This window comes from Kocuria sp. CPCC 205263 (assembly GCF_040981075.1).
Classification (GTDB): domain Bacteria; phylum Actinomycetota; class Actinomycetes; order Actinomycetales; family Micrococcaceae; genus Kocuria; species Kocuria rosea.
The window spans coordinates 48,717-60,775 of the sequence record NZ_JAVKPV010000008.1; the positions used below are offsets into that span (position 1 = coordinate 48,717).

A 12,059-nucleotide genomic window follows, 5' to 3' on the forward strand; every position below is an offset into this window, starting at 1 on the left:
CCCGGTGTCCTCCGGGCGGCGTCCCTCCGGTTCTTTCGGGTGCCGGAGCGCCCCGGACGTCCTACAGCGCGCCGTTCTCCCACGGGCCGGTGACGGCGTAGGTGATGCCGGGGCTCTGCACGTTGAAGAACAGGATCCGGCCGTCCGGGCTGAACGTGGCGCCGGCCAGCTCACTGGTGTTGGGGGAGTTCAGCTCCGCGACGTCGAAGATCCGGCCTTCGGTGGTGACCCCGCGCAGCAGGTCCTTGCCGCCGCCGTCCTCGCACAGCACCAGGCCGCCGGTGTTCGGGGATACGCAGAGGTTGTCCGGGGCCTGCAGCACCTCCGGGTCGGTCGACTCGTAGACCAGCACGAGCTGGCCGCCGGAGTTGCCGCGGGGGCGGTACTCCCACACCTGGCCGAGGCCGGCGTCGCCGCCGCTGGTGGAGTTGATGTAGATCGAGCCGTCGCCGTACCAGGCGCCCTCGAGCCGGGCGAAGACCGCGCCGCCCTGCTGGTGGCCCTGCTTGAAAACGGCCAGGGTGTCGGTGCTGTCCGGGTCCGGGTCCGCGATGTCGACCCACTCGACCGGCAGCGGCTTGCCGACGCGCTGGCTGTAGCGGGTGTCGTACTGGGGCTGGTCCTTCACGGCCAGCATCTGCAGCCGCCCGCCGGCGGCCAGCCGGTCGCGGTCGTTCGGAAGGAACCGGTAGAACCCCGAGGTGCCGCGGTCCTCCGTCTCGTAGACGATGCCGGTCCTCGGATCGATCGCGACGGCCTCGTGGGTGAACCGGCCCATCGCCTTCAGCGGCACCGGGTCCACCGGCGCGGTCGCGTCCGCGGGGACCTCGAACACATAGCCGTGCGGATGCGCCACGTCCAGGCCGGTGAAGGTCTCCTCGCAGGTCAGCCACGTCCCGGCCGGGGTGGGGCCGCCGGCGCAGTTGCGGATGGTGCCGGTCAGGGACGGGTAGGTGCTGACCAGCGCCATGGTGGCGGGGTCGAAGACCATGTTGGTGGTGCCGCCGGCGGCGTTCGGGTTGTAGCTGCGGGCGCCGAAGGCCGGTCCCTCGGCCTGCTCGTGGTTGCGCACCAGGTTGATCATGCCGTTCTCACCCTGGAAGGCGGCCATGCCGTCGTGCTTGCCGGGCGTCGGCGTGCCGTCGCTCATCGGGGTGCCGGTGTGGCCGAAGGCCACGTAGGAGAAGCCGGCCGGCAGCAGCAGCTCGCCGCCCGGTGCCGGCCGCAACGGCCCGTAGCCGCCGTTGTCCGGCGCCTGCATCGTGTCGTCACCGCGCGCACGCCCCTGGGCGGCGTGCGCGGTGTTGCCCATCAGCGCGGACAGGGCGGCGGCGGCGCTCATCGCCCCGCCGGCCTTGAGGAGTCCGCGGCGCCCTACCGGGGTCATGGCCTGGGTCTGTGCTGTCGTCATCTCGGTGCTGTCCTCACGGGGGTCGGGGGGTGTTTCCGTCGACCGAGCCCACCAGGGGAATCCGAACAGCGGACCAGCACGCCGTGAATGCCGTGCGTCGAGGGCGTGGCGGATTCCTTCCCGTTCGTTAACGGGGACGGCCGGGCCCGTCGGTTTCGCGGACCGCACGCCACGTCCGGGACGGCCGACGACGACGGGAGCGCTCGCCGGCGTCGCGTCCCTCGTAGGCTGGATCGCACCCGAGACGGACAGGAGGCCGAGGTGGCCGAGACAACGGTGGACGACGTGCTGGCCGAGCTGGCCGCGCTCGAGGACCCCAGGGTGCGCGCGGTGAACGAGCGGCACGGCGACGACCACGGGGTGAACCTCACCAAGCTGCGGGCAGTCGCGAAGCGCTTGAAGACGCAGCAGGACCTCGCGCGCCGGCTCTGGGGAACCGGTGACACGGCGGCGAGACTGCTGGCGCTGCTGATCTGCCGCCCGAAGGCGTTCGAGCGGGACGAGCTGGACGCCATGGTGCGTGAGGCGCGCATCCCCAAGGTGCACGACTGGTTCGTGAACTACGTGGTGAAGAAGAGCCCGCACGCCGAGGAGCTGCGCGTGGCGTGGTTCGCCGATCCGGATCCCGCGGTCGCGAGCGCCGGCTGGGCGCTGACCACCGAGCGCGTGGCGAAGAAGCCCGAGGGCCTGGACCTGTCCGGACTGCTCGACGTCATCGAGGCGCAGATGCAGGACGCACCGGACCGCCTGCAGTGGGCGATGAACTCCTGCCTGGCGCAGATCGGGATCGAGCACCCCGAGCACCGGGCCCGTGCCCTCGAGATCGGGGAGCGCCTGGAGGTGCTCAAGGACTACCCGACGCCACCGAACTGCACGTCGCCGTTCGCGCCCGCCTGGATCGCCGAGATGGTGCGCCGGCAGGACACTCCGTAGCAGCACGCGCTCGAGGGCGTGCCGTGGTCTCCGGCGGTCGTCCGGGGCCGCACGGGGTGGTTCCTGGTCGGCATCCCGACGACGACGAGGCGCAGCACCGGACCCGCGGTGGGGCTAGCGTGAGGTGAGCGCGGTCATGCCGCGCTCACCAGTCCCGCCGTGAAAGGCCCTGCATGTTCCTCCGCTCCGGCGCCGCGCCCCGCCGTCGTCCCGTGCTGTCCGCGAAGGCGGCGTTCTGGGTGCAGGCGTCCGTGCTGGTGGTGGTCATGGCCGCCTCCAGTGCGCCCAGTCCGCTGTACCCGCTGTACCAGGACCTGTGGGGCTTCCCGCCGGTCGTGCTGACCGTCATCTTCGCCGCCTACGTGGTGTCCCTGCTCGCCGCGCTGCTCACGGTGGGGGCGCTGTCCGACCACCTGGGGCGCCGCCCGGTGCTGCTGGTCGCGCTGGTCCTGGAGATCGCCGCGATGGCCGTGTTCGTGCTCGCGGACAGTGAGGCGACCCTGGTGGTGGCCCGGCTGGTCCAGGGCGTGGCGACGGGCACCGCGACCGGGGCACTGGGCGCCTACGTCATCGAGCTCGAACCGGAGGAGCGCCGGGGGCTGGGGACCGTGATCACCGGGGCGGGGCCGGTCCTCGGCCTGGCCGGCGGAGCGGTGGCCTCGAGCCTCATCGTCGCGGCCGCCCCGGAGATGATCGACCTCATCTTCCTCGTGCTGCTGGGACTGCTCGTGCTGCAGGCCGTGGGCACGGCGCTCGGCCCCGAGACCGTGGCGCGCGCTCCCGGGGCGCTGGCCTCGCTGCGTCCGCGCGTCTCCTTCCCGCCGCAGGTGCGCCGCTCGGCGGTGTGGGTGCTGCCCGCCACGGCCGCGTGCTGGTCCCTGGGCGGTCTGATCATCTCCCTGGGGCCCAACCTGGTCCGCTCCCTGACCGGCGCGGACTCCGTGGTCCTCACCGGACTGGTGGTCGCGGCGCTGACGGGCACCGGTGGGATCGCGATCCTGCTCTTCGGCGCGACGGCGCCGGAGCGGGTGCTCGCCGTGGGCATGAGCGTCCTGGTGGTGGGCATGGCCGCCACGATCGCCGCGCTCGTCGTCGGGTCCGTGGGGCTGTACTTCGCCGCGACGGTGGTGGCCGGCGTCGGCTTCGGCGCCGGTTTCCTCGGGGTGCTGCGCACGCTGCTGCCGCAGGCGGCACCGCACGAGCGGGCGGGGCTGCTCTCGGCGATCTACGTGGTCAGCTATCTCTCGCACAGCATCCCGGCGGTGGCGGCCGGTGCCGTCGCCGGTGAGATCGGTCTGGTGCCCACGGCCGTCGGCTACGCCGGCCTGGTCATGGCGCTGGCCGTGTTCGTGCTCCTCGGCCTCCTGCGGAACCGCCCACGCCGCTCATGACCTCCGGCGGTGGTGCAGGACGAGCAATCGCGCGTAGCCGTCCGTGAGGTGGTCGATGAGGTCAACCTTCAGGTACTCGTGCTCCGAGATCCGGCGCACGGTGTGCAGGGAGGTCCCGTCGTACTGCACGGGGTGGGGCAGCTCGCCCCGCCCGCCGGGAGGCTCCACGTCCAGCCGCCACGCGTCCAGGTCCTTCTGCGGTGTGGGGTCGTGGAGCGGCGTGCGGGTCCACAGCCGGCCGTCCGTGCCGACGACCAGGCCGCGGATGACGTGCCACCCGTAGCCGCACGCGACCCGGGAGAACGCGTGGCCGACCAGCGGGTAGGACAGGGCGCCGTGGGGGACGTGCACGAGCTTGGCCGGCTTCAGGCCCTCTCTGCGCAGCAGCTCGCTCGCCTCGACCCCAACCTTCCGCACCTCGTCCAGGGCCCGTTCCAGGCCGGCCTCGCGTGCACCGCGGCCGTGCGGGGTGCGGCGGCGCGGCTTCGGCTCGTGCGGTGCCCGGGCGGTAGCGCGGGTACGCCGCTCGTCCTCGATGCTCATGCCGCCTCCTTGCGTCGGTGACCACAATTCTATGTGGTCCACCTCACGCGGGCGGTCAGCGGATCCCCGTGACTTCCGGCCCGGCTGGTGCTGCGCCATGCTGGAGTCACCCCCGGTTCCGGCGATCCGATCGACGGGTTGCAGCGACGTACAGGAGGTCTCCGATGACCCGCACCGTCTTCTACACCGCCACCACCCTGGACGGCTACCTCGCCGACGAGCAGGACTCCCTGGAGTGGCTGTTCCGGCAGGACTCCGATCCCGAGGGCCCGTTCCGCTACGACGAGTTCATCGCCGAGACCGGGGCGGTCGTGATGGGCCGCACCACCTACGAGTGGGTCCGCGCGCACCTGCAGGCCTCCGGCGAGGACTGGCCCTACGCCATGCCCACCTGGGTGGTCTCCCACGCCGAGCTGCCGGGCATCACCGGGGCCGACCTCCGCTTCGCCCAGGGGGAGGTGGCACCGATCCACGCCGCCCTCGCGGAGGCCGCCGGCGGGAAGGACATCTGGGTGGTCGGCGGCGGCGACCTGGCCGCCCAGTTCGCCGAGGCGGGACTGCTGGACCAGCTGATGGTCTCCATCGCGCCGGTCACGCTCGGGGCGGGCCGCCCCCTGTTCCCCCGCCGGTTCGACCTGGAGCTGAAGGACGTGGCCCGCAACCGCGCGTTCGTCTGCGCGACCTACGACGTGGTGGGCCCGCTGGCGCCCTCGGGAACAGAATCTGCCTCCTGAGGTCGGGCCCGGCTCACATCTCAATGCGGTGCGCCTCCCGCAGGTTCACGAAGCGCTCGGGGTTCGAGGTCAGCACGATCACCTGGGTCCGTTCCCCGGCGGTGGTGATGGCCGAGGCCAGCCGGCGGAGCCGCTGCGGGTCGGAGTGGCCCAGGGCGTCGTCGAGCAGCACCGGCACCCCGTCCTCCGGGTCCACGAGCAGCGCGGTGGCGAGCCGGATGAGGATCACCAGCTGCTCCTTGGCGCCCGTGGAGAGGGCGGCGAAGGGCAGCCAGTCACCGTCGAGCTTGCGCTGCTCCACCTCCAGGGACCCGCTCACCTGGACCTCGAAGTCCGGGCCGTAGACCGACCTGCCGAGGTGCTCCACCTCGGTGCGGAACGGCTGGACGTACTGGGCGTGGGCGCGCTCGCGGTGCTCCAGCAGCGTCCGCTCCAGGAGCAGGGCGGCCTCGGCGCGCCGCTCGATCCCGGCGAGGTGGCGCCCGGCGGCCTCGAGCCGCGTCTCGGCCTGGTCGTGGGCCAGCTGGACCCGGTCCCGGCCCATGCCCTCGAGCCGGCCCGCCAGGGACTGGTGGCGGCCCCGCCGCTCGCCCAGCAGGGAATCGAGCCCCTTGATCTCGTCCGCGACGTGCTGCTGGTCGGCGAGCACCCGGTCGGCGTCGAGGCCGGCGAGGGCCGCCTCGTGCCCGTCGATCTCCTCTTGGACCGTGGCCAGCGCGTCGAACGCCGCGGTGACGGCACGGTCGAGGTCCTCGTCCGGCGCCTCGCGGCGGGCGTCCTCGAGCCGGGCCCGGGAGCCGGCGAGGCCGCGCTCCTGCTCGAGCGCGGCGCCCTGGAGGGAGTGCAGCGTCGTCTCGGCGGACTGCAGGGCGGACCGGGCCGCCTGGGCGGCGGCCTCGGCACGGAGCGCGGCGTCCTCGGCGTCATTGAGGGCGGCCTCGGCGGCCTCGACCGTCTCCTGGGCGGCGCCGGCGGTCTCCGGCAGCGGAGCGTCGTCGTCCCGCCGGTCGCCGTACTGCTCGATCGCGGCGGCGAGGCGGTCCCGGTCGTCGCGCAGGCGGCTCTCGTCCTCGCCGTCGAGCAGGCGGTCGCGCTGGGCCACGGCCTCGCGCACCTGCTGCGCCAGCTCCTGGGCGGCACGCCACTCGGTGCGGGCCGCGGCGACCGATGCGACCCCGTGCCGCGCCAGCAGCGCGGTGAACCTCTCGCGGGCCGTGCGGGCGGCGTCCCGGCGGGCCGCGATGCCCTGCTCCGGGAAGACTCGCAGCCGCCACTCGCCCGGGATCTCGACCTCGATCTCGTCCGTCACCGGGACGGACCACGTCTCCTCCGGGGCGATCTCCTCGGTGCTGTCGCCGCGAGTGATCGGGCGCGCGCGGCCCAACGCGGTCAGCTCCACCCGGGCGCTGCCGGCCGCCAGCTCCGCCTCGGCCTTCTCCGCAACCCGCTCGGCCCGCTCCAGCTCGTCCAGGACGCCCTCGTCGATCTCCGTGCCGGGACGGGACCGCAGATCGGCCAGCTGCGCCCGGACCGCCTCGAGCGAGTCCAGGATCTCGAGCACACGGCGGTGGCGCTCGACGTCGTCGAGGTGCTTCCGGTCCTCCCGGGCGGAGCGGTGGGCCGCCCGGGCCTCCTGCACGGCGGCCTGGGCCGCGGTCCGGCGCTCCTCGGCCTCTTCGGCGTGCTCGCGCACCGGGGCGAGCTCCTGCTCGCGCGCCTGGAGGTGCTCCGCGAGCGCGGCGCTGCGCTCCTCGTCGGCGGTCAGTGCGGCCACGAGCTCCGCGCGGCGGGCCGAGCGCTCCCGGGCGCGGTCGAGCTCTCCCTGGGCGGCGTCCCGGCGGCGCTGGGCCTCCTGCCGCTGCCGCTGGACGGCCTCGATCTCCTGGGCGGCACGGTCCAAATCCGCCTTCTCCGCGCGGGCCGTCCCGAGCTTCCGGCCGGTGGCGGCGATCTCCTCGGTGAGCTCGGCGAGCTCCTCCTCGACCACCGCGATGCCCCGCAGCTCCTCGGCGGCCTCCGCGGCCGCGGTCCCGGCCGCACGGCAGTCGGTCTCGGCCTGGAGGTACTTGGCGTTCTTCTTCCGCGTCGAGGTCCAGTACCTGTCGCACTCGGCGCTCACGCGCTCCAGGAGGGAGGCGACCTCGCGGTCGTCGCCCTGGGCCTGGCCGGCGTGGCACTCCAGGGCCCGGCGCAGCGCCGCGCTGTCGGTGAGGGCGTTCTGGGTCAGCCCGCCGGCCTGCATGAAGCGCAGGGCCTTCCACAGCGCGGTGTCGGCCCCGCCCCACAGCTGCTCGGCGGCGTCGTGGGCCTCGCGGCCGGTGAGCGTGCGGCCGTCCCCGGCCCCGCCCACGTGGCGGAGGGTCGTGGACGGCCGCTTCAGCCACTGCTTGGTGTAGGCCACGCGGGTGGTCCCGATCGAGAACTCCGCCTCCACGAGGACGGGCACGTCCCGGCCGGCGGGCTTGGCCTCGGCGATCTTCTTGTGCCGGCTGCTGTCCGGGAGCTCGATCAGCGCGTCCAGGGCGTCGATCATCGAGGTCTTGCCGATCTCGTTGCGGCCGGTCAGCACCACGACCCCGGCGTCGGGGAACTCGACCTCACGGGCGGTCACGCCGCGGAAGTTCTCCAGCTTGAGACGGTGCAGCTTCATCGGGTCGCTCCTCCCACGAGGCGGTACAGGAGCCGGAGTGCGTCCCCGGCGGCGGGCGCGTCCTCGGACTCCGAGGCGGCCAGTTCGCGCAGATCGGTCACGGCGTCGGCGGCGTACCCGCCGACGTCGAGGTTCTCGAACTCGTCCTCGTCCGGGACGACCGCGAGGTCGGTGTGCCGCTCCCACGCGTTGAGGCTCGCGAAGATCTCCGCCTGCTCCTCGAGCAGACCGTCCAGCAGCGCGGACTCGGAGAGGTTCAGGGTGCCGGTGAAGACGGTCTTGAGGATGATCCGCTCCTTCGGGGTGAGGGCGGCGAGCTCGGCCCGCAGCGTCCCGACGTCGTCGGCGCCGTCGAGCTGCCGCTGGAGGACGCGGTGCTCCCACTGGCCCACCTCGTGGGAGGTCACGTCCACGGTGCTCCCATCCAGCGCCACCTCGAGGACGTGGCCGCGGCCGTGCTCCCGGAAGCCCGTGGACTCGTGGGTGCCGGAGTAGTGGATGGCGCCGCGGTCGTCCTCGGGCCAGCGGATGTGCCGGTCGCCCAGCGCCACGTAGTGGATCGCCCCACGGACCAGCGCCTCGTCCAGGGGCGCGCGCCGCACGGTCACCTGGGAGGTGCGGTCCGGGTCCAGCTCATCGAGCATCCCGTGGCCGACGACGACGCGCAGCGTCCCGTCCGGTTCCAGCCCTTCCAGGGCCGGGGCGACCGGGTCCGCGTCGGGCCGCTTGCTGCGCCAGGGCGCGGCCACGAGCTCGACGCCCTCGGCGACCGGCCAGGGGCCCACCTCGTCCAGGAGCACGACGTTGTCCGGCCTCGCGCCGACGAACGCGTCCTGGGCGTAGATCGACCCCGGACCGAGCGGGTCGTGGTTGCCGGGCAGCAGGTACACCGGCAGCCGCACCGAGCCCATGGCGTCCAGGGCGCGCCCGACGTCCCGGCGGCTGAGGTTGGCGTGCTCGAAGACGTCGCCGGCCACCACCACGAACGCGCATCCCCGGGCGCGGGCCAGCTCCCCGATGCGGCGGATCGTCTCGACCCGGTCGCCGGTGTAGCGGGACTGGGCCTCGCCCTCGAGGTAGTGCCGGGTCATGCCGAGCTGCCAGTCGCTCGTGTGGAGGAATCGGATGCTCGTCATCGAGGCTCCTCGTGCGGTCGGGGGTGCTCTCCCAGGAGGTGGGTCCAGTGCCACGCTATCGGGATTGACGGACACCAGAGGCCCCGGCACCCCGGCGTGTGCTTCGATGGGGCTCATGGAGCCGAGCAACCGGAACGACCTGTGGGCGGTCGTCCACGCCGAGCGCGCACGCCTGGCCGCGGACCTGGCGGGCCTGGACGAGACGCAGTGGGCGGCGCCGTCCCTGTGCGGGCGGTGGACCGTGGAGGACGTCGTCGCGCACCTGACCGCGGCCGCGAGCATCGGCCGGCTCCGCTGGCTCCGGAGCGTGCTGGGCGCCCGCTTCGACTTCGACCTGCACAACCAGCGCCGCCTCGAGGAGCACCGGGGCACCACCCCGGCCGAGACGCTCCAGCGGTTCCGGGCCGTGGCCGGCAGCACCGCGGCGCCCTCCAAGGACACCGCGGCGTGGCTGGGGGAGGTCGTGGTCCACGGCCAGGACATCCGCCGGCCGCTGGGGCTGCCGCGCACGCCGCCGGTCGGGAACGTGACCGCGGTGGCACGGTTCTACGTGGGCAAGGACTTCGCGGTGCCCAGCCGCAGCGCCGCCCAGGGCCTCCACCTGGTGGCGTCCGACGGTCCGTTCGAGTCCGGCTCCGGGCCCCTGGTCAGGGGGACCACGCTGGCGATCGTCATGGCGCTGGCCGGCCGCGCGGCGTACTGCGACGACCTGACCGGCGAGGGCATCTCGATCCTGCGGTCCCGCTGCTCGCCCGCCTGAGCGAGCTGCCTGAGAGAGTGAGGAGAGGACCGGCCGCGTGCCGGTCCCGCACAACACCACGCACCCGAGCAGAGGAGACACCTTGGCCGAGACCATCGCCGGCATCACCGTTCCGGACTCCGCCCTCGTCCGCGAGACCACCGAGCTGGTCCGGCGGGCCGCCGACGAGAGCCTGTTCAACCACTCCCGCAGGGTCTTCCTCTTCGGCATGCTCAAGTCCGCAGCGCGCGGGCTCGAGGTGGACCCGGAGCTCGCCTACGTGGGGGCGATGTTCCACGACCTCGGCCTCACCGACGAGTACCGCACCCAGGACCAGCGCTTCGAGATCGACGGAGCCGCGGCGGCGCAGGCGTTCCTGCGCGACCACGGCCGCTCCGCCGAGGAGGCGCGCAACGTGTGGCTGGCGATCGCCCTGCACACCACGCCGGCCATCCCGCTGCACCTGGAGCCCGAGGTCGCCGTGGTCACCCTCGGCGTCGAGACCGACGTGCTGGGCCTGGACCTGGACCAGATCTCCGAGGAGCACCGCGCCGAGGTCGTCGCCGCGCACCCCCGCCCGGACTTCAAGAACAAGATCCTCCGCGCGTTCTACGACGGCATGGCCGACCGGCCCGAGACCACCTTCGGCACCATGAACGACGACGTGCTCGCCCACTTCGACCCCGACTTCCACCGGGAGGACTTCGTGCGCATCATCCGGGAGAACGCCTGGCCCGAGTGAGCACCGCGGGGTCTCCGCAGCCCGGCGGGGCCCCGGGGCCTGCGGGCCCGCAACGGGGCGTTCACACCGTTGTGCCGTCCCCGAGCCGGGAGGAGCATGGAGTCCCGGCCCGCCGAAGCTCCAGGAGTTCCCGTGGCGTACAAGTTCTTCCCCCACATCCCCGTCGCCGACCTGGAGCGTTCGCGGTCCTTCTACCAGGCCCTGGGCTGGCGGACGGCCCCCGGCATGGCCGAGGGTCGCAGCCTGATCCTGGATCTCGGGGAGGACTTCGGGGTCACGCTCGTCGAGCGGCGGTTCATGCAGCAGGCGATCGGCGAGGACCAGGAGCTCGCCGACCCCCGCCGCACGGTGAGCGGCAGCTTCGCCCTGCTCGTCGACATCCCCGAGGAGGTCGACGCCCTGGTTGAGCGGGCGGTCGCCGCCGGCGCCACCGCGGGGCACCGGAAGGATGACAGCTACACGAGCCACCGGGTGTTCGCCGACCCGGACGGCCACCGGTGGAACATCGTGTGGGCGGACCCGATCGTGGGGACCCGGGAATGAGGCGCGGTCCGGACGAAGAGCCCGGACGCACCGCGGCCGGAAGGCTGAGGCGGGAGCCCCGTCCCGGAGCGGGATTCACCGGATTCACAGGATTCACCGACGTTCACAGGGGTCGTGAACGGTGCGGGGGAGCGCCGGCATCCGGCCGGTCCGCCTGGCGCCGTCGTGCCCCCGCCCCGGCTCATCCGCGCCGGTAGGCGTGGCCCATCTCGGTGTGGGACCAGCGGGTCTCGATCCGGGCGTCGCCGCTGCGCCGCACGGCCTCGGCGGTCTCCCGGTCCAGCTCGGAGCGCCACTCCTCGATGGTGAGCAGGTCCGAGGACCGCAGCAGCGGCTGCCGGTAGATGTTCAGGGCCCGGGTCACCTCGCCCTGCTCGAGAGCGGTCCGCAGCTGCAGGACGTCGCTGGTGACGGCGGCCGGGTCGGCGAAGCGGTAGGGGCCGGTGGTGATCACCGCCCCGAGCCGGCGGCGGACCCGGTGGATCTCCGTGCGGACCGTGCCGGGGGTGCCGTGCTCGCCGTAGAGCTCGTAGGCCATCTCCTCGGCGCTCCACCCGCGCTCGCGCAGGCTGAGCAGCGCGAGGATCTCCGCCGACCGCGTCGGCAGGGGGAACCAGTCCCCGCCGCGCACTCGGGCCGCGGCCGGCTCGGCGAGCAGGCGCAGCTCCAGGGACGGCGTGCCGGTCGTGCCAGCGGGGTGTCGTGAGGCCGTCTGGGCGGCGAGCAGCGTCTCGACGACGCGCGCGGCCGAGCGGACCAGTGCCCTGGTGTCCGGGGTGGCGGTGCCCCGCGGCCCGGACAGGTCGATGACGCCGAGCACCTCCCCGCTGCCCGGGTGGCGCACCGGGGCGGACGTGCAGTCCCAGGCGCTGTGGGACCGGGCGAAGTGCTCCGTGCCCCGCAGCTCCTCCGCGGCCCCGCTGCGCAGCGCCTGGGCGATCGCGTTGGTGCCCACGCCGTGCTCGTCCCAGCCGGCGCCCTCGACGAAGCCGAGCCCGTCGGCGCGTCCCAGCGGCGAACGTCCCCCGCGCCGCCACAGCACGGTGCCGTCGGGGCCCGTGAGGACGGCGACCCTGGCCTCGGCGGCGTCACGGACGACGCCCAGGAGATCGGCGACGACGTCGACGTGCGACCCCAGCGGGGAGAGTGCGCGCAGCTGCTCGACCTCGTGGTCCGGGAGCACCTCCCGTGGGCCGTCCAGGTCGCGGGACATGCCCCGGGCGGCGCACCGCTCCCA

The 12,059-nt window shown here is 73.7% G+C and carries 11 protein-coding genes; 6 read left to right on the top strand and 5 right to left on the bottom strand.

The genetic code is table 11. The features are described from left to right. Positions 1–61: 61 nt before the first annotated feature. Positions 62–1,411, bottom strand: coding sequence for an alkaline phosphatase PhoX (locus RF647_RS13705; RefSeq protein WP_368812194.1), 1,350 nt, complete (start codon positions 1,409–1,411; stop codon positions 62–64). Between the two features lie 261 nt (positions 1,412–1,672). Between RF647_RS13705 and RF647_RS13710 the strand changes: the two genes are divergently transcribed. Next, the gene (locus tag RF647_RS13710) at positions 1,673–2,344 is read left to right on the top strand and encodes a DNA alkylation repair protein (RefSeq protein ID WP_368812195.1); all 672 of its coding nucleotides are present in this window, start codon (positions 1,673–1,675) and stop codon (positions 2,342–2,344) included. 173 nt (positions 2,345–2,517) lie between these two features. Next, complete coding sequence (locus tag RF647_RS13715) at positions 2,518–3,735, top strand: MFS transporter (protein ID WP_368812196.1); 1,218 nt, start codon at positions 2,518–2,520, stop codon at positions 3,733–3,735. Here RF647_RS13715 and RF647_RS13720 read toward each other — a convergent pair. Next, entirely contained in the window at positions 3,730–4,278 is a 549-nt protein-coding gene (locus tag RF647_RS13720) for a hypothetical protein (protein ID WP_368812197.1), read from the bottom strand. The two genes, RF647_RS13715 and RF647_RS13720, sit on opposite strands and share 6 nt — an antisense overlap. 164 nt (positions 4,279–4,442) lie before the next feature. Here RF647_RS13720 and RF647_RS13725 point away from each other — a divergent pair, with 164 nt between their 5' ends. Beyond that, positions 4,443–5,012, top strand: coding sequence for a dihydrofolate reductase family protein (locus RF647_RS13725; RefSeq protein ID WP_368812198.1), 570 nt, complete (start codon positions 4,443–4,445; stop codon positions 5,010–5,012). A gap of 13 nt (positions 5,013–5,025) precedes the next feature. On the opposite strand, the gene RF647_RS13730 is transcribed toward RF647_RS13725, so the two are convergent. Both RF647_RS13730 and RF647_RS13735 read right to left on the bottom strand, forming a co-directional pair. After that, positions 5,026–7,662, bottom strand: a complete 2,637-nt coding sequence (locus RF647_RS13730) for an AAA family ATPase (protein WP_368812199.1) — start codon at positions 7,660–7,662, stop codon at positions 5,026–5,028. Beyond that, positions 7,659–8,798 carry an exonuclease SbcCD subunit D gene (locus tag RF647_RS13735; RefSeq protein WP_368812200.1) on the bottom strand — a complete coding sequence of 380 codons (1,140 nt, stop codon included), beginning with the start codon at positions 8,796–8,798 and terminating at the stop codon, positions 7,659–7,661. Before RF647_RS13735 ends, RF647_RS13730 begins: the two co-directional genes overlap by 4 nt. A gap of 106 nt (positions 8,799–8,904) precedes the next feature. On the opposite strand from RF647_RS13735, the gene RF647_RS13740 reads away from it, so the two are divergent. From RF647_RS13740 to RF647_RS13750, 3 genes are all read left to right on the top strand, one after another. Continuing rightward, positions 8,905–9,558 carry a maleylpyruvate isomerase family mycothiol-dependent enzyme gene (locus tag RF647_RS13740; RefSeq protein ID WP_368812279.1) on the top strand — a complete coding sequence of 218 codons (654 nt, stop codon included), beginning with the start codon at positions 8,905–8,907 and terminating at the stop codon, positions 9,556–9,558. A gap of 82 nt (positions 9,559–9,640) precedes the next feature. Next, a complete protein-coding gene (locus RF647_RS13745) occupies positions 9,641–10,279 on the top strand; it encodes an HD domain-containing protein (protein WP_109244153.1) in 639 nt (212 codons plus the stop codon). A gap of 132 nt (positions 10,280–10,411) precedes the next feature. Then, positions 10,412–10,822, top strand: coding sequence for a VOC family protein (locus RF647_RS13750; RefSeq protein ID WP_368812201.1), 411 nt, complete (start codon positions 10,412–10,414; stop codon positions 10,820–10,822). 181 nt (positions 10,823–11,003) lie between these two features. Here RF647_RS13750 and RF647_RS13755 read toward each other — a convergent pair whose 3' ends face one another. After that, a complete protein-coding gene (locus RF647_RS13755; protein WP_368812202.1) occupies positions 11,004–12,035 on the bottom strand; it encodes a GAF domain-containing protein in 1,032 nt (343 codons plus the stop codon). Positions 12,036–12,059: the final 24 nt, after the last annotated feature.

Coding starts and splice junctions, on each gene's coding strand:
- RF647_RS13705 (WP_368812194.1), bottom strand. CDS start 1,411: ATGACGACAGCACAGACCCAGGCCATGACCCCGGTAGGGCGCCGCGGA.
- RF647_RS13720 (WP_368812197.1), bottom strand. CDS start 4,278: ATGAGCATCGAGGACGAGCGGCGTACCCGCGCTACCGCCCGGGCACCG.
- RF647_RS13725 (WP_368812198.1), top strand. CDS start 4,443: ATGACCCGCACCGTCTTCTACACCGCCACCACCCTGGACGGCTACCTC.
- RF647_RS13755 (WP_368812202.1), bottom strand. CDS start 12,035: ATGTCCCGCGACCTGGACGGCCCACGGGAGGTGCTCCCGGACCACGAG.
- RF647_RS13715 (WP_368812196.1), top strand. CDS start 2,518: ATGTTCCTCCGCTCCGGCGCCGCGCCCCGCCGTCGTCCCGTGCTGTCC.
- RF647_RS13735 (WP_368812200.1), bottom strand. CDS start 8,798: ATGACGAGCATCCGATTCCTCCACACGAGCGACTGGCAGCTCGGCATG.
- RF647_RS13740 (WP_368812279.1), top strand. CDS start 8,905: ATGGGGCTCATGGAGCCGAGCAACCGGAACGACCTGTGGGCGGTCGTC.
- RF647_RS13730 (WP_368812199.1), bottom strand. CDS start 7,662: ATGAAGCTGCACCGTCTCAAGCTGGAGAACTTCCGCGGCGTGACCGCC.